General features: G+C 35.4%; 17 protein-coding genes. 6 read left to right on the top strand and 11 right to left on the bottom strand.

What is annotated here, in order from left to right:
* Positions 1-31 precede the first annotated feature (31 nt).
* The 3 genes from pdaA to VF726_RS25095 all read right to left on the bottom strand — a co-directional run bounded on the left by pdaA (position 32) and on the right by VF726_RS25095 (position 2,849).
* Complete coding sequence (pdaA, locus tag VF726_RS25105) at positions 32-814, bottom strand: delta-lactam-biosynthetic de-N-acetylase (RefSeq protein ID WP_440172885.1); 783 nt, start codon at positions 812-814, stop codon at positions 32-34.
* A 125-nt stretch (positions 815-939) separates the two neighbouring features.
* Positions 940-2,460 carry a class I fumarate hydratase gene (gene fumA, locus VF726_RS25100; RefSeq protein WP_440172884.1) on the bottom strand — a complete coding sequence of 507 codons (1,521 nt, stop codon included), beginning with the start codon at positions 2,458-2,460 and terminating at the stop codon, positions 940-942.
* Between the two features lie 206 nt (positions 2,461-2,666).
* Entirely contained in the window at positions 2,667-2,849 is a 183-nt protein-coding gene (locus VF726_RS25095; protein ID WP_000513558.1) for an SE1561 family protein, read from the bottom strand.
* 213 nt (positions 2,850-3,062) lie between these two features.
* Here VF726_RS25095 and yfkAB point away from each other — a divergent pair, with 213 nt between their 5' ends.
* On the top strand, positions 3,063-4,190 hold the full coding sequence (yfkAB, locus tag VF726_RS25090) for a radical SAM/CxCxxxxC motif protein YfkAB (RefSeq protein WP_440172883.1): 1,128 nt from the start codon (positions 3,063-3,065) through the stop codon (positions 4,188-4,190).
* Positions 4,191-4,224: 34 nt separating this feature from the next.
* Here yfkAB and VF726_RS25085 read toward each other — a convergent pair whose 3' ends face one another.
* Entirely contained in the window at positions 4,225-5,022 is a 798-nt protein-coding gene (locus VF726_RS25085; protein WP_440172882.1) for a YfkD family protein, read from the bottom strand.
* Between the two features lie 81 nt (positions 5,023-5,103).
* Positions 5,104-6,159 carry a calcium/proton exchanger gene (gene cax, locus VF726_RS25080; protein ID WP_000482144.1) on the bottom strand — a complete coding sequence of 352 codons (1,056 nt, stop codon included), beginning with the start codon at positions 6,157-6,159 and terminating at the stop codon, positions 5,104-5,106.
* 179 nt (positions 6,160-6,338) lie between these two features.
* On the opposite strand from cax, the gene VF726_RS25075 reads away from it, so the two are divergent.
* From VF726_RS25075 to VF726_RS25065, 3 genes are all read left to right on the top strand, one after another.
* Positions 6,339-6,755 carry a pyridoxamine 5'-phosphate oxidase family protein gene (locus VF726_RS25075; RefSeq protein ID WP_048527894.1) on the top strand — a complete coding sequence of 139 codons (417 nt, stop codon included), beginning with the start codon at positions 6,339-6,341 and terminating at the stop codon, positions 6,753-6,755.
* Between the two features lie 307 nt (positions 6,756-7,062).
* A complete protein-coding gene (locus VF726_RS25070) occupies positions 7,063-7,209 on the top strand; it encodes a BH0509 family protein (RefSeq protein ID WP_000817786.1) in 147 nt (48 codons plus the stop codon).
* Between the two features lie 156 nt (positions 7,210-7,365).
* Positions 7,366-7,794, top strand: a complete 429-nt coding sequence (locus tag VF726_RS25065) for an EamA family transporter (protein WP_440172881.1) — start codon at positions 7,366-7,368, stop codon at positions 7,792-7,794.
* A gap of 11 nt (positions 7,795-7,805) precedes the next feature.
* Here VF726_RS25065 and VF726_RS25060 read toward each other — a convergent pair whose 3' ends face one another.
* The gene (locus VF726_RS25060; RefSeq protein ID WP_440172880.1) at positions 7,806-8,399 is read right to left on the bottom strand and encodes a DedA family protein; all 594 of its coding nucleotides are present in this window, start codon (positions 8,397-8,399) and stop codon (positions 7,806-7,808) included.
* 464 nt (positions 8,400-8,863) lie between these two features.
* On the opposite strand from VF726_RS25060, the gene VF726_RS25055 reads away from it, so the two are divergent.
* Positions 8,864-11,626 carry a tetratricopeptide repeat protein gene (locus VF726_RS25055; protein ID WP_440172879.1) on the top strand — a complete coding sequence of 921 codons (2,763 nt, stop codon included), beginning with the start codon at positions 8,864-8,866 and terminating at the stop codon, positions 11,624-11,626.
* Between the two features lie 42 nt (positions 11,627-11,668).
* Here VF726_RS25055 and lepB read toward each other — a convergent pair whose 3' ends face one another.
* From lepB to VF726_RS25040, 3 genes are all read right to left on the bottom strand, one after another.
* Positions 11,669-12,205 carry a signal peptidase I gene (lepB, locus tag VF726_RS25050; protein ID WP_440172878.1) on the bottom strand — a complete coding sequence of 179 codons (537 nt, stop codon included), beginning with the start codon at positions 12,203-12,205 and terminating at the stop codon, positions 11,669-11,671.
* A 408-nt stretch (positions 12,206-12,613) separates the two neighbouring features.
* Positions 12,614-13,294: a lysoplasmalogenase gene (locus tag VF726_RS25045; RefSeq protein WP_440172877.1), complete on the bottom strand. Its 681-nt coding sequence runs from the start codon at positions 13,292-13,294 to the stop codon at positions 12,614-12,616.
* Between the two features lie 122 nt (positions 13,295-13,416).
* Positions 13,417-14,367 (bottom strand): DMT family transporter, encoded by a 951-nt coding sequence (locus VF726_RS25040; protein ID WP_440172876.1) that lies wholly within the window; start codon positions 14,365-14,367, stop codon positions 13,417-13,419.
* A gap of 270 nt (positions 14,368-14,637) precedes the next feature.
* Between VF726_RS25040 and VF726_RS25035 the strand changes: the two genes are divergently transcribed.
* Entirely contained in the window at positions 14,638-16,563 is a 1,926-nt protein-coding gene (locus tag VF726_RS25035) for a heavy metal translocating P-type ATPase (RefSeq protein WP_440172875.1), read from the top strand.
* Positions 16,564-16,749: 186 nt separating this feature from the next.
* Here the strand turns inward: VF726_RS25035 and VF726_RS25030 are convergent, their stop codons facing one another.
* The gene (locus tag VF726_RS25030; RefSeq protein ID WP_001226533.1) at positions 16,750-17,619 is read right to left on the bottom strand and encodes a YihY/virulence factor BrkB family protein; all 870 of its coding nucleotides are present in this window, start codon (positions 17,617-17,619) and stop codon (positions 16,750-16,752) included.
* Positions 17,620-17,625: 6 nt separating this feature from the next.
* The gene (locus tag VF726_RS25025) at positions 17,626-18,141 is read right to left on the bottom strand and encodes a DUF4075 domain-containing protein (RefSeq protein WP_071757074.1); all 516 of its coding nucleotides are present in this window, start codon (positions 18,139-18,141) and stop codon (positions 17,626-17,628) included.
* Positions 18,142-18,153: the final 12 nt, after the last annotated feature.

Raw genomic sequence — 18,153 nt, 5'->3', positions numbered from 1 at the left:
TATAGCATGAGAAAACCGCAAGCATACATGCTTACGGTTGATTGCTTTTTACTAAGTCATCTAGACTTTTAAAATCATACCCTTTCTCGCGCAAATCATCAATGATTTTTGCAAGTGCTTCTGCATTATCTTTTGATATTGCATGAAGTAATAAAATAGATCCTGGATGAATCATCGTCATAACATTATTATGGGCATATTGCCATCCTCTTTGCTGATCTACTTTCCAATCCAAAAATGCAAGTGACCAAAATACATTATAATAGCCCATTTCTTTCGTAAGAGCTAACGTTCTTTCACTAAATACGCCGCGCGGGGGACGTACATATTTCACTTCTTTTTGCCCAGTTACTTTTTTAATTTCTTCCGTTACACTCGTTAATTCTTCACGAAGTTTTTCATCATTTACCGCTGTGAAATCAGGATGACTCCACGAATGGTTTCCAATAATGTGTCCTTCATCCTTCATTCTTAACAATAAATCTTTTTGTGTTTTAATGTAATGCCCCGTTACAAAGAAAGTTGCCGGTACTTTTTTCTCTTTTAATACATCTAAGATTTTCCCTGTGTATCCATTCTCGTACCCATTATCGAATGTTAAATAAATATCTTTTTTCTTTGTATCCCCTAAATAAAACCCACCATTTTTTTGTAGTAAATCTGTATATAACTTTCCTGCATCTGGTACTGTTTCATTTTTAGGGCGCGGGATTCCCCAGTTATGTGGAGTATTTGTATAAGCTAATGCCGAAACTGGAACAAGTGCCATCATAATTGAAAAAATGAGACCGATATATAACCATTTATATTTCATAAATAGTCTCCTTTCCATATATAATCGTACTTGTAGTTTCTGTTGCTACGCATTCTTTCATGCTGAACATATTTTTCTATATATACCAAAAAAATGCATCTCGAATCATTCGAGATGCATTTTTTTTACTTAAATACTGGCTCTTTAAAGCTAGCTAATTTTTCAAGTGATGTTTTATCAACATCTGCATGTAAGCTATTACCGTGAGAATCCATTGTTACAACTGCTTTAAATCCTTGGATACGTAAATGCCACATTGCCTCTGGAATACCAAATTGTAAGAAATCAACATCTTTCACTTCTTTAATACATTCAGCATAATATTGTGCTGCACCGCCAATTGCATTTAAATATACACCGCCGTGCTCTTCTAAAGCCGCTAATGTTTTCGCACCCATACCACCTTTTCCAATGACAGCACGAATACCGAATTTCTTCATAATATCGCCTTGGTACGGTTCTTCACGAATACTTGTCGTTGGACCTGCCGCTTTAATTTGCCAGTTTTCATTTTCATCTTTCACGACAACTGGACCACAGTGATAAATAACTTGTCCATTCAAATCTACTGGACAATCGTTATCCATTAAATGCTTATGGATTGCGTCACGACCTGTATACATCATGCCATTAATTGTTACAACATCACCAACGCGAAGTTCACGAATTTGCTCTTCTGTAATTGGAGCTTGTAATACAATCTCACGTTGCTCTGTTTTTTCTTGTGCTTCTTGCTCCAGTGTATCTTCACCTTCTTGATATAACCAATCCATAATTTCACCTGTTTCAGGGTGGATTGTTATGCCAAGGCGACGATATGCCCAGCAATTATACGCCACAGATACGTAGAAGCTAGCTGGCAGACGGTTATACACGCCAATTTTACACCCAAGTAAAGTTGTTTCTCCACCAAATCCCATCGTACCAATGCCAAGCTTATTCGCATTTTCTAATACGTACTCTTCAAGTTTTTGTAACTCTGGTACTGGATTGACATCATCTAATGTACGGAATAATTGATTTTTTGCTAATTCGTAACCTGATGTGCGGTCTCCCCCGATACCAACACCAATTACACCTGCACTACATCCTTGACCTTGCGCTTGATATACTGCATGAAGAAGGCATTTACGAATCCCTTCTAAATCACGACCAGCTCGTCCAAGTCCTTCTAGTTCACATGGTAAGCTATACTGAATATTTTTATTCTCACAGCCACCACCCTTTAGGATTAAACGTGCATCAATATAATCTTTTTCCCATTGTTCAAACTTAATAACTGGTGTACCTGGTCCTAAATTATTTCCACTATTGTCTCCAAAAAGAGAATCAACAGAATTGGGACGAAGTTTACCATCTTTTGTCGCCCGCTCAAGCGCATTATAGATAGCTTCCTTCAACTTTAATTGATTCACACCAACTGGTGTATAAATTTTAAACGTTGGCATCCCTGTATCTTGGCAAATTGGCGAGATGTTATCATCAGCCATTTTAATATTATTCGTAATTGTGCCAAGTGCCATCGCAGAACGAGTCCCTGCATTTTCTCGTTCTTTCGCTTGTTGAATCGCACGACGAACATCTTTCGGTAAGTTCGTTGACGTTTCAACAATTAGTTGATACATGCTTTCTTGAAGCTTTTCCATTGTTACTTCCCCCTCAATTGTGAACGCTACCAAAACGTTATGAGATGAAAATCCCATTGTTATGCTCTTCAGCTTTTTATTTGTTTCACGCTATTAAAGCATAAATGGAATTTTTCACAACTTGATTATACCTCTTTTTCTATCGTCCTTCTATTATCCACACAGAAAAAGGCTACCAAATTAGAATTGGCAGCCTTTTTAATATATTATTCGTCTTTTTTAAATTGCTCACATTTTAATTCTAATTCATCTAACATTGCAAGAAGACGATCTACATCTTCTAATTCTACTTCTTCAGGTTCAATTGTATCAATTACTTCAATGAACATATTTAAACGTTCTTTTAAATATACTAATTGTGTGTCTTTATCTTGAATTGCTTTTCCCATGAAGGCACTCTCCTTTTAATTCGAGTTGCTTTTATTATACCGCAAAAATGATTGCTATGGGTATGTAAATTCATCAATTTTGTCACAGTCATTCATTCAAATGTAAGCCTTCTCTCTTTTTTCACAAAAAAGTTTCACTTTATAAAAAGCACATATTCTTCTATTATAGAGAATGGACAAATTGTTATTTCAATAGTCAAAGGAGTATTTCATATGACGATATCACAAAAAATGAAGCCGATTACTCCTTCTTACGATCCATGGGAAGCGTATATGGACCTTGAAGAGTACGGCAAACTACTATTAACAAATGTTGAGTTTACAACAACGACGTTATGCAATATGCGCTGTGAGCATTGCGCTGTTGGTTACACTTTACAGCCGAAAGACCCAAATCCGCTTCCGATGGATCTTTTATTAAAACGATTAGATGAGATTCCTCATTTACGTTCTTTAAGTATTACTGGCGGAGAACCTATGCTTTCAAAAAAATCCGTCGACAACTATGTAACACCACTCTTAAAATACGCCCATGAACGAGGCGTTCGCACTCAAATCAACTCAAACTTAACTATAGATTTAGCACGTTACGAACAAATTATTCCCTATTTAGACGTATTGCATATATCTCATAACTGGGGAACAATTGACGACTTCGTTGAAGGCGGATTTGCAATGATGGAGCGTAAACCTACGTATGAACAACGTGCAAAATTATTTGAACGCATGATTACAAATAGTAAAGCTCTATCAGACGCTGGTGTACTCGTATCAGCCGAAACGATGCTGAATAAACGAACTCTACCACACATGGAACATATTCATCGTCAAATCGTTGAGGAAATGGGATGTAAACGTCATGAGGTTCACCCAATGTATCCAAGTGATTTCGCGAGTAATCTAGAGATCTTAACAAAAGCTGAAATTCGTGATGCAATTGAGCATTTACTAGAAATTCGCGATGAAAATATATGGATGTTATTTGGAACTTTACCTTTCTATGCTTGTAGCGATGACGAGCGAGACATTGCCACATTTAAAAAATTACAAGAAAGCAAAAATGTAACAGTTCGTAACGATCCAGATGGCCGTTCTCGTTTAAACGTCAATATTTTCGATGGAAATATTATTGTAACTGATTTTGGTGACGTTCCCCTTCTAGGTAACGTACAAACAAATACATTACAAGAAGCATATGACAAATGGAGCGCTTCAAAAACAGCAAAATCATTAAGCTGTCACTGTCCTGCAGTAAAATGTCTTGGACCGAATGTTCTTGTAAAAAACAGCTACTACCCAACAGAAGATTTCTTATCAAAAACAGCAAACATTACATTATAAAAAAACGTCAGCTTATAAGCTGACGTTTTTCACGTTATTGCGAGTGAGAAGATGAAATGAATTTAAAATATAAATGATCATGAATTGGAATTGCAGCTCCAATTCCTTGCGAGGTAATATTTTTCACAACAAGCCTTTTTTGGTTTCCCTTTAACACAAGGTACACTTCTCCGAATGTTACTTTTCCTTTTTCATTTACAGCTGGTGTATAAGCATATAAATATCCAAGTTGACTCGGACTAATATTATACACACGCTCATGTCCCGTACCATAACCAACAGTCGTTTTAAATGAAAGAGGCAATTGTACCTTTTCAAGTGCTTTTAGAAGCATCATTTTTTTCACATCTGTAGCATTTTTCATGTCGGCTGTTAAATCGCCTTCAACCGTTTTTTGCGTTTCTTGTTTATAGCGTAGCGGATATAAGCGATCTCCTCCACGATTATCATACACATTGCGATTCACTTGCTTATATTCCCAATTAATTGATGTATCTATCGATTCATAATTTAATGCCCATTGGCCTAAATAAATTTTTGCCCTGTACCCTACAGCAAGTGGTGCATTTGAAATTGTTGTTTCGTTAAACATCCGAATTAAGTCTGGATTTTCAATTTTAATGTTTGCTGTTTTCAATAATTCTTGAGCAAATTTACTTGGCTGTAAACGCGGCAAATCTTGCGCATCATTTGGAAACGTATTGTCTTTAGAAATATTTAAAACAGATGAAGGCATTTTTATTTCTACCGTTGTCTTTGCAAAACTCATGTTAGGAAATAATAGAATAAACGAGACCATAGTTGAAAGACATATGCTGTATACTCGTTTCACCTGTCTAGCTCCTTCCTACGTAAAGGTATATATACTACTTCGTTTATTGTTTTCTCTGAGCACAATTGTTATGCCTGTTTTTCATAATAAATAAAAACCAATTCCCATAATGACATACGCTGCTAATAACGTACCGCCTTCAAACCAGTTTGTATCTCCGTCATTTGAAATCGCAATCGTTAAGAAAACAGCTGTAATCATAGAAACAAGTTCTGGTATTGTAAATACTAAAGGCATTCTTTGCGTGAAGAACATAGAAAGCAGTACTAATACTGGAGCAACAAACATGGCAATTTGTAACGTAGAACCTATCGCAATCTCAACTGCAATATTTACTTTATTTTTATACGCCATAATAATTGCAGATGCATGCTCTGCTGCATTCCCAACAATCGCAACGATAATAACCCCTATAAATAACTCTGACCAACCAAATGATTTTGCAACTGTCTCAAATGTATGCACGAGCGCCTCTGACACATAAGCGACCGCAATTGTCGCTATTGCTAAAATGAGTAATGCTTTCCCTTTCGACCACTCTGGTTCTTCCTCATGAGCGACTTCATCACTTTTATGCTGATATACACCACGGTGCGTAACTAACTTAAATAGCAATGCAGCAAGGTACATAATAATCATAATAATTGAAACACCAATACTTAATTGATACGTCTTCCCAGCGTCCATCTTCATTGAAAAAATCTCTGGAATAACGAAAGCTACTACTACAGCAAAGATTAATAAAGCTGAATTATGCCTTGCATCATACACATTAAAACTTTGTCTTTTATATTTAAGTCCCCCTACAAAGAAGGAAAGCCCTCCTACTAACAATAAATTTCCAAGTACAGAACCCGTTAAAGAAGCTAACACGACTTCAATTAACCCTGCCTGAAGTGCAAAAATCGAAATGATTAGTTCAACAGCATTACCGAAAGTAGCATTTAATAATCCACCTATTCTAGGTCCAGAGACAATTGCCAAACTCTCTGTGGCTCTCCCCATAAAGCCTGCTAATGCGATAATCGTAATGCAATACACAGCAAACATAATTGTTTGAGGCCAATGAAGCGTTTTTCCAAGTACAGAAAGTGGTACCCCGATTAGCGCTACTATAAGAAATATTTTATTAAACATGCTTTTCATCCTTCCATCGTATGTATTTCTCCTCGATATTATTATTATTCTTCTCCTAACTTGTCCGATTTCATCACAATTACGTTTAAAAAATCGAATTGAAGAAAACAGTATGAAAGATATTCAAATTCTCTCGTTTAAACAGAGAAAACAATAAATTATGAACAGGGGTTAAAAACATGCATTTAAAAGAAAAAATTGAAACTATTATTTGTGGTCAACGAACTGGTGTATTATCTACTGTACGTGAAAATAAACCTCATAGTGCCTTTATGATGTTTTTCCACGAAGATTTTGTGTTATATGTTGCAACAGATCGGAAATCAAAAAAGATAACAGATATTGAAAACAATCCAAATGTCCATGTATTACTTGGACGTGAAGGAAAAAAATTAGATGAAGATTATATTGAACTGGAAGGCTTAGCTTCAATCGAGGAAGACTCCACATTAAAAAATAAGTTTTGGAATAATAGCTTAAAACGCTGGTTACTTGGTCCTGAAGACCCTAATTACGTATTAATAAAAATCAATCCTGACACAATTTATTACATCGATGGTGCTGGTACGACGGAGCCCGAGTTTTTACGACTATAAAGTGAAACTTTAATCAGTGGGGGTTTTGTTCATCCCCCCACTGATTATTAGTTGAACCAATCGGACGTTTACGGACAGTTGATCTCCCACCTAACTCCTTTGCTCCAACTGAATTTTGAGGTGGGAGTTTTACTGTCCGTTAACGCGGGATAAAACAAAACAAGCCCCCTTTAGGTGGGCTTGTTTTGTCGAAAAGTTCTTCTGAAAAAAACAATAAAATAGGTGGAACTTTCTAAAGATTCTGTTATATAATAGCAGTAACTTAAATAAACTGTATTAAAACAGATTGAGAGGAGAAATAAAATTGATGAAAAGAGAAGAACGCAAAAACATGATTGAGTTTATTGAAAAGAAAAAAGGGATTGAGCGTGACGAATTATTATTTATGACAGACGATGAAGTAGAACATATTTATAATGTAACGTACTTTTTGTATGAGGAAATTGCAGAGTAGTATAATAATCCCCACCTTATTAGCAATATAAGGTGGGGATTATTTCGTTATTTATTCCGCTATTTGCAATGCGGTAAAATCCCACTAATCAAAGTTTCACTTTATACGTGAGAATGGTTTTCATGTATAATAATGTAAGATTGGAGGAATTTTACTATGAGTTCGTGGCTATTATTCGCACTATTATCAGCAATTGCTGCTGCCCTTGTATCTATTTTCGGAAAGATTGGTTTAGATGGAATCGATGCCAATGTCGCGACAACGGTTCGTTCTATTATTATGGCATTATTTATGGTAGGCGTTATTATTATCCAAGGTAAATTTCAAAATATTGGCGACGTACTGCTAAATAAAAAAGCACTGCTCTTTATCACATTAAGTGGGGTTGCAGGTGCTTCGTCATGGCTATTTTATTTTCTTGCCCTCAAAACAGGGAAAGTTTCACAAGTGGCTCCTGTCGATAAATTAAGTGTCGTATTTTCTATCATTCTCGCGATGATTATACTCGGTGAAAAATTAAACTTTATGACTGGCATTGGCGTAGTCTTTATTACAGCTGGTGTACTATTTATCACTTTCAGCTAAAAAAACCGCTATTAGCGGTTTTTCTTTTTCTTTATGTAAAACCATACAACGCATATAACAACTACTGAAATAAATAAAATCCATATTCCATAATGATGTAAACTATACTCAACGAAACGCCACTTCTCTCCTAACTTCCAGCCAAGCCCAATAAAAACACTTATCCAAATAAGTGCACCACCGTAAGCGTACAAACAAAAACGCCAGAGCGTTAAATTCGACATCCCAGCAAAATATGCTGTTAAATGACGTACTCCTGGGATAAAGTAACCAATCATTAAAAGAAAGGGACCATATTTTTCAAATAAAATATGTGTTTTTTCAATGTGACGTTCTTTAATTCTAATCTTCGGCCCATATTTTTTTAAAACAGGAAGTCCAAGTTTTAAACCTAATATGTAGCTTAATGTAATACCTAACATCGCACCAGCCATCCCACTTAAAAACGCAGCAGTTCCTGACATAACACCTTTGGAAACGTTATAACCAACAAAGGTCAATAAAAACTCGTCTGGTATCGGTAATCCAACAATCCCACCAGCTAAAGCTATAATAATTCCAAAATACCCATAATGTGCGATTAACTCGCCAATATGTTGTTCCATTCGGAAGACACATCCTATGCACGATCGTTATTCCACATTGTGCCCTTTCTATCTTTTAGACAAACATGGTATACATATTCACTATACATTGTTTTTATAATGAACTCTACTTCTATCCATTCCTTTATCAGGAAGAAAGTGAACCATTAGTCAGTGGTGATTTACTCATCCTCATTACAAACCAATTAGGCGCCCGACTTCCGACTACTTCCCTTGTATTCACCAATTTTTGAAGCGCTAGTCCTACTCCCCACAAATAGCGGGATTAAAAAATAAAAATTCATATGCTTGTTTTTTTGTTACAATAAAGGAAAGTTACTTTTCGCAACGGTTTAACTCTCAGGAAAAATGATATACCTAGCAAAAATATAGTTTGGTCGATATAATGCAACTTCTACCTATTAAAAGAACATGCACCCTTTACATACAACATCATTTTTCTAAATTATACAGGGGGAACGAACATGACCATTGAAAATCAATTTATCCAAAAAGTTTACTATAAAACATTTTTAAAAGAAGAAACTTCTACTCCAATATCAGAAGTACTCGGTGAAGCATATATAAATGAATCTACTAATGAATTCTCCAATATTTCTAATATCCGCTTTGCTCAAGGTGAATTTTATTACCAAAATAAAGACTTTGAAGCAGCAATATTTAAATGGGAGAAAGTAAATAATGAACTTGCACTTTGGGCAACCAAAAATATTGCAGATTCTTATTTTGAACTAGGATTCTTGCCAAAAGCAGAAGAAATGTATCAATCTATCCAAACGGAAGATACAACTCTTACAATGGAAGTTTCCTTACAACTTCTTTCTCTTTACATCGAACAAGATCGTTTAGGTCTAGCATTTAAGACTATTAGTGAGGCTGTTGCATTCCAACCTGACTATCCAAATATTACTGCAATTGCTCGCTCATTCTATGAAAAACAAGCAGATTGGAATAACGCCATCGAACTTGCCGTACAAGAAGGAATTCGAACAAATTCATTGCACTGGTTCGACACTTTAATTACTTATGTAAATCAAGGATTTACGAAACAAATCAAACCAGAATATTTCTATGAATCTTTAAAAGCTCTATATGCAATTGATCAAATCCAATTTAAAGAACTTGTTATCGCTCTTTGGAACAGCTATCAAAATGAAAACTTGCATCTACCTTGGATTCAAACAATAAATCATTTATTCTTACATATTGAAACAGACAACAATGACGATTGGCATGAAATTATTGAACGCTATCAAGATACGTACTTTGAATTAATTACTGGTGAACATTTCATGCATGAAATGCAAGGCCTTGTACCTGATCTATTAACAAATTGGTTTAGTTTAACGAAAGCAAAAGATGCCCTATTTGTCTCTGCTGCAGTGTTAGCGTGGAATGAAGTTTCACCTACAACGTTAGAGTCATTACTCGTAAAAAGTGCAGGAGCCCTACTCTCTAATTCAACAGCTGAAACAAATGTAAATATGGAAACCGTTTCTCATTTATTCGAAACAATTGCTGTATGGGCTGAAAAAAATGATGTAGATTTAAGTCATCAATTTACGTTACTCGTTCATGAACTATGTGATTTAAATGTTAAACAATTACTAATAGCGGGAACTAGTGATCTTGATAAATCTTCATTCGTCAATTCTATATTAGGAGAGAACATCTTAACTGAGACTGTGACAACTCCTATTCTATTTAAAGATGATAGCCAAACTGAAATAACAGAATTCACTGCGTTAGATGTGCACAATATACCAAACTTTGATGAATTCCATCAAATAATGGCTACGCCTCCCGAATCAGAACTTGAGAAAAAATGTATAGAAATTAAATTACCAAGTAGATTTTTAAGAAAAAATAAGTTTGCATTTCTTGTTACACCATCTGTTCAAGGACAAGTGGATAAAAACAGCTCATACTTTGAATACTTACAAGCAGCAGATAGCCTTATTTACGTATTAAATTCAGCTTCACCATTACACGGTGAAGAGCTTGATACATTACTTTATTTACGTGAACAAGTACCAAACTTACAAATCCATTTCGTATTACATACAAATAGCGCGGACAATAATGAAAAACTAATGAACAAGATTAAAGTCCATTTCCCAAATGCGCAGTTCTTCCCATACTCTCCTTCACAAGAGAGTAGTCAGCAACTTGGAGATGTTACAGAATCTATTCTTTCTAATCTAGCAGGACGCGACATAGAACAAGAACGTATAGAAAAACTAATATGGTTTACCCAAAAGACAATCGCATACCTTGTAAATGAACGTGTGGAATTAGAAAATACATTAGTGAAATCAGTACGCTGGAATAAACATATCTCAGTAAAACTAAACGGATTTATTAACAATCTTACTGCTCTTGAAAAAGATAAAATTCGTTCTATTACAGAATCTTATCTTTTAACGAAAGAAGAAATCACACGAGACATCCATTCTCAAATTCCTGAATTATTGCAGAGCTGTTCTGACCTTGTTCAAGAAGATAGTGACTTCAAATTAGTTCATGAAGAATTAAATGCTGCGATGAACGAACGAATTCAAAAGCATGTACAGCAAGTGCTTCTTCCTAAATTTACTGGGTTTATTCAAGAGTGGATTGAAACAGCCCATAATGAATTTATTCAAGCTCAATCTTATTTAGATGAAATGAGTGAAACGTTTAATAAATTATATAAAGAAGAACGTATGAAGCTTCCTTGCGATTTCAAATTACTAGATGATTGGCATCGAGATGTTGTACGCATGACAAATAGAATTACAGTATCGAACATCAATATTTTATTACGCTTTACACCGACACAATTCTTCTTAAAGAGTGCGGGAAAACTATTTGGTAACATGCAAAAAAATCAATCTATGCTCGCAAACAAATATAAACAGTACATTGAAACGGAAGATTACACGGAAATTGCTCAAACAATCTCAAAACAATTCTTCCTTCAATTTGAAGTATTTGAAGGCGCATTAGAACGAGATATTATGATGTTCTTTAAAGATCCACTTAGCATATTGAAACAAAATGTAGAATCCGCTCAACTTGAAATACAGGAAGACGAGCAAACGTTAGCAACGTTAAGAAGCAACCCAGAAACTTATCACGATCCGTTAGCATTCTTTAAACTGCAACTATTGCAGCACAAATTTGTTTTAAGTACGAACAAAAATAATGAAGATGCCTATGAATTTAATGAGTCTCCTACGATTTAACATGAAAAACCAAGCAAACTAAAATTTGCTTGGTTTTTTACATTAATTTATTATTTTCATATGTTCAAATGGATAATAAATTGCCGCTAATTCACCTAATACATCTGCTTTATCAATAAGTCCTAAACCATTTCTACTATCTCTGCTTATTAAGCGATTATCTCCCATAACAAAAATCTTATTTTTAGGAACTGTAATCGGCCCAAAGTCCTCTGTTAAATTCATAAGTTTTTTCTCAGCTTGTTTTCTATTACTATACAAATATGCTTCCTCTATCACTTCATGATTCACATATAATTGATCATTTCTCACCTCAATAACGTCGCCAGGCAAACCAATAACCCTTTTCACATAAAAATTATCCGTCTTCACAACAATAATATCTTCTCTCCCATAACTTTCAAATTGCTTTGCCAACTTATTCACAATCACCTTATCCCCATCTTGCAACGTTGGCTTCATGGATGCTCCTTTTACAGTCGTAGGAAAAAACACGAAAATTTTCGCTAAAAATACCAATAAACATGCAATTGCAATTGTTCCAAAGAATTCACGCAAACGTTTTTTCTTTTGCATCATTCCACCATCTCATCATCTTTTTACTTTTATTATAAAGACTTCAACTGCATAATTTCCACAAAATTCCGAATTATAAAATTAGAATATTACAAACTTAAAAATAACTCTCCTCATAAAGTGAAACTTTAATCAGTGGGGGCTTTCTTCATCCCCCACTGATTATTAGTTGAACCAATCGGGCTTTTATGGGCAGTTAATCACCCACCTAAATCCTTTGCCTTCGCTGAATTTTGAGGTGGGGGTCTTACTGCCCATTAAAGCGGGATAAATTTCTTATTTTAAATACTATAATCTATATTTACTTTACTATTTATGGGCAGTAAACCTACCTTCTCAAAATTCGGCTGGAGGAAAATAGTAAAAAAGATACTCTTCAAATAGTCTATCCACTATTCGAAGAGTATCTTTTTATATTCCCACATATACAATACACATTTGAGCCGCTACATATGTAAACCAAATCCAAAGTGGTTCATACTTTAATTTGCGCCCTCCAATATCTGTCACGCCTATAATAAAATCAGAAATGACAAATAGTAAGCCACCAAAAGCTGGTATCCACCATATTCCTGTATTCTCATAGTATAAGGCGAACGCAAAGCAAGCCATTCCTCCAACCCACAGTCCGTAAATTAAAGCTCCTATCGTAAACAATTTATCTTGTTTCTCATTTCGGATAAAGAAGAACCATCCTATGATGAGAAATAGTCCGTATACGAGTAAACCAATCCAAAAACCATTCCATGAAATTCCTGTTTGCAAAAATGCTTTTACATAAAAACAATGTGCAAGCGCAAAAGTAATCATCCCTCCAATTAACCTGTGACCAATTGGAATCAAACCTGCCATAAATAAATCTCCAACAGTTGATAACGTCATACCTAGTGCAACCCACGTACTATACTCCACTGATGGATCTTGTAACCATATCCAAATTGCACTTGCTGTTAACGAAAAACTAAGAACAAGACGCACTGCTAACGGTAATGGCATGTTATTTCTTGTTTTTTTCGTCTGCCCTATTGCGTACATTGCACCAATTAAAAAAAGAATGATTTGTCCGATTAACACCATGTAAAGTAAATTCATAACATGTTCTCCTCAATAAATGCTTTTTGTATCCTTTTTCGTGACAACTAGTCTATTATCCTTTTTCTACATAAAAAAAGAAGAACAGTACTGTTCTTCCATTGTAATCGTTTTCTCGTTGTCTATGCTACTTGTTTTTCTTGCTCTATTTTTTGCTTAGCTGGCGTTCGATTCACGACGATAATTCCCGCAGCTACACATGCTAAACCGAATAGTACGAATGAATGAATTGCTTCTCCTAAAATCATGCTCGATAATAACACACCAAATACGGGTATAAAGAACATGTACATTGATACTTTTCCAACCTTGTTGTACTTCATAATTGTATTCCAAATGCAAAATCCTGCTGCGGATAAGAAAGATAAGTAGATAAGCATAAATATTGCATGTACACTAAATGTAAATGGCATAACTCCAACTTGCAAAGCCCCTATACATAATAACCCGATAGAACCAAAAATCATTTGGTATGCTGTCATATAGCCAACATCTAATGTTTTACTACCTTCTTTCGCCAATATGTTTCCATATGAATACAACATTGCTGCACTAAGAAGTAATAAACTACCGATTCCGAAGTGGAATGACAAACTACCATCACTCGGTACATTTACTAAAATGACACCACAAAAACCGATAGAGACCCCAATCATTTTTCTCATGTTGAGAGCATCATCTTTATATAAAAAGTGTGCGAGTAAAATTTGAAAGAATGATGATGTTCCTGAAATGATAGCTCCTTCAATACCGGAACTATAACTCATTCCAATATAAAAACATATATATTGAAGAAATGTTTGAAATAAACCAATTTGTACTAACTGCTTCCCCGTTCCTTTTTTGAAGCTCATATCTTTTCCTAACACTTTAAAGAATAATAAGAGCATGACTCCAGATAAAAAGAAGCGATAACCAGCAAATAATATTTGCTCTCCAACTTCTTGTGGCTGAATTCCAAGTTCAGCATAACTTAATTTAATAAATGGGAATGCACTCCCCCATAAAAAAGTCGCTACTATTGCAGCAATTAGTACGCCAATCGGATGGGTAAAAAATTTCTCTGTCTTCACTTGTTGTCTTCCTTTCCGATCTTTTTATGAACAATATTCATATATACCAAAGGAATTGTGAAAACACAAGTTTTCAGTTTATACGCAAACAAAAACGTATCATCTAACGAAAACATATGCTATACTATAGAATAATTACAACATAATAACTATTAAAATTAGATTCAACAGAAATGCTGCTATCCATTATGGATGGCAGCTTTCGTCGTTTTATAGGGGTTTCGATTTTGATTATTTTTCTCAATAAGAATTTGGAAGGAGCGAGTAGTAATGAACTCAGAAGTAAAAACATTACAAGTACAAAAGACTATGTCTCATCCCTCTTTATGGGATACATTAAAGAAACATCATGAACTTATATTTGCAATCGCATCTGGTATTTTCATTTTAGCTGGTTGGTTATCCACAAAGAACGATGCAATGAATGTAGGCATTACTTGCTATATCCTTGCTTATATAGTTGGTGGATATGCAAAAGCGAAAGAAGGTATTGAAGATACAATTGAAGAGAAAGAGCTGAATGTCGAAATGCTTATGCTCTTTGCTGCTATCGGTGCTGCACTCATTGGCTACTGGGCAGAAGGCGCGATTTTAATCTTCATCTTCGCACTAAGCGGTGCGATGGAATCTTATACATTAAGTAAAAGTCAAAAGGAAATTTCAGCGCTTCTTGATCTACAACCTGAAGAAGCATTACGTATTTCAAATGGAACTGAAGAACATGTTCCTGTTGGACGATTACAAATTAACGACATTATTTTAATTAAGCCAGGTGAACGCGTTCCAGCTGACGGTACGATTCATAGCGGTGAAACAAATATCGATGAGGCAGCGATTACTGGTGAACCTATCCCAAATGAAAAAAAACATGGTGATGAAGTATTTGCTGGTACTGTAAATTTACGCGGTGCTATCGAAGTTACAATTACGAAGCCAAGCGATCAAACATTATTCCAAAAGATTATCCGTCTCGTCCAAAGTGCACAAAGTGAAAAATCACCATCACAACTATTCATTGAGAAGTTTGAAGGAACATATGTAAAAGGTGTACTACTCGTTGTCGCGCTTATGATGTTCGTTCCTCATTTCTTACTGGATTGGAGCTGGAATGAAACATTTTATCGCGCTATGATCTTACTTGTAGTCGCATCTCCTTGTGCACTCGTTGCTGCCATTACACCAGCAACGTTATCTGCGATTTCTAACGGCGCAAGAAACGGAATTCTCTTTAAAGGTGGCATACATCTAGAGCGCCTCGCTTCAGTAAAAGCGATTGCCTTTGATAAAACAGGAACATTAACACAGGGAAAACCTACCGTAACAGATGTATATGTTCGAGAAAATATGACCGAAAAAGAAGTACTTTCTATTACAGCGGCAATTGAAAGTCACTCTACACATCCTTTAGCTGCATCTATCGTGAAATATGCACAACACGCGAAGGACATTACCTTACAAAAACCAGAAAATGTTGAAGATGTAACTGGTTTTGGGCTAAAAGGAATATTCGAAAACAAGGCTTATAAAATAGGTAAAGCTGATTTTATCGGTGAAGAAACAAAGACATTTCATAATGGTATTTCTGCCTCACTTGAAAAAGAAGGTAAAACTGTCGTTTATATTAGTGATGAAGATGGCATTCTTGGACTTATCGCTTTAAAAGATACACTTCGCCAAGAAACAATAGCTGCTATTCGCGAATTACAAAGCATCGGTGTCGAGGCCATTATGATTACTGGAGATAATGAAGAAACTGCAAAAGCGATTGCCTCTGAAAGTAATATAAAAGAATATTACGCATCCTGCTTGCCAGAAACAAAAGTTGAAACGATTAAAAAGTTAAAAGAAAAGTACGGGACAGTAGCAATGGTCGGAGATGGTATAAATGATGCCCCTGCGCTCGCTACTGCTAGCATTGGTGTAGCAATGGGCGAAGGAACAGACGTAGCTTTAGAAACTGCAGACGTAGTACTTATGAAGAACGAATTATCTCGACTTTCCCAAGCAATCCGTTTATCAAAACGAATGAACCGTATTGTAAAGCAAAACGTAATCTTTTCACTAGCTGTAATTGCAATGCTGATTTGTTCAAACTTCTTGCAATTTTTAGCTCTTCCATTCGGTGTTATTGGACATGAAGGAAGTACGATTCTTGTCATTTTGAATGGCTTACGATTATTAAAAGGAAACAAATAAAAACGGGTCCCTCATAGAGGACCCGTTTTATTTTAGTGATAGCTATTATGTCCGTTCGCACTACTACTCGTTTTATGCTTTGGATGCGAACTGCTCTTTTGTTTATTGTTATTTTTATTGTTGTGATTCTTTTTATTATTACTCATGAAATATCCCCCCTGTTCCCTATTATTATGGAACAAGAGGTCATTTTTCATTACGGGAATTATTGTCACCCGTTCTATAATGATGGAGTAAACCATTAATTTCACCGCCAAGTAAAATTACCCATCCAGTTAAGTAGAACCATAACATTAAAATAATGATACCACCGAGACCACCATATGTATTGGCGTAATTCGCAAACTTATCTACATAATAAGCAAATGAGTACGATACCACAATCCATCCTACAGTAGCAAATGTCGCTCCTGAAATGACTTCTCTTCTTTTTAACTTTCGATCTGGTGCAAATGTATATAAAAAACTAAACAATGCAAATAGGACAAAGAAACTCGCTACTAACCGCGTAATACTCCACACGTAAGAGAAACTATCCGATAAACCAATTGCTTTAAATACCGCTGCCCCAATGACTTGTCCAAACACTGGAACAATTAGCGCAAACACAATCATAAAAATGATTGCTAACGTAAACACAATAGATAAAGCTCTCGTTTTAATAAAGGAACGTGTTTCCGTTACATCATACGCACGGTTAAAAGCATTCATAACCGCATTTACCCCGTTTGAAGCAAACCATAACATCGATAATAAACCAAATGATAATAAACCACCATTTTGCTGGTTTACAACTTTATCAACGTTTACTTCAATTAAAGACATTGCATCTTCGGGTACATACGGTTCTAATAAATTGAGCACACTTTCTGTTTGAAGGTCAATGAATCCAAGAAGCGTAATTAAGAAAACAAGCCCAGGAAAAATCGCAAGCAAGAAGAAATAAGCGAGCTGTGCTGCCAAGCCCGCTACATCATCGCGCATCGTTCGGTCATATAAATCTTTACCAAACGAATAAGTACGATTTCTTCTCACCTTTTCTAAAATTTTTCTCATATATGTTTAAACGCTTTTCTTCTCTTCTTTATCTTGCTTTAACTCAATGTACGCTTCAGTTTTTTTTTCCTCTGCATTTGAATCTTTCATAAATAGTTCACGCGCTTCTTTCATACCGCCATCTTCAGCAACTACTGGCTCTTCCTCTGCTTTCAGCTCATCTACCTTTGTAGATACAGCTTGAATTTCAATCGTTTCTGGCTTCTCTGCTGGTTCAACTTTTTTCTTACTAAAAATTTCTTTCGTTTCTTTTAACGTCTCTACAACAGACGGCGTTAATTTTTTAATTTCTGCTACTTTCGCTTTCACCACATTTAAATCAGCAAGTTCGCGTCCTTTATCTGTAACAGTTTGCACTTTTTCTTTGATCTTTGCATTTTCACCAATTTCAATCATCTTTGTTTTTGCTTTTTCTGCAGTATTTTTTACTTTTTCACGGTTTTCTTTCTTCAACATAGATACAGCTACACCTGCAGCTACACCAATCGCAATGTTTCGAGCAATATTATTTTTCTTTGCCATATTCCTTCACCC

It is taken from the genome of Bacillus sp. Brlt_9, assembly GCF_051948935.1.
In the GTDB taxonomy this organism is placed as follows: Bacteria; Bacillota; Bacilli; order Bacillales; family Bacillaceae_G; genus Bacillus_A.
Note: the sequence above shows the minus strand (reverse complement) of the source record. Positions and strands in the feature narration are given on the sequence as shown.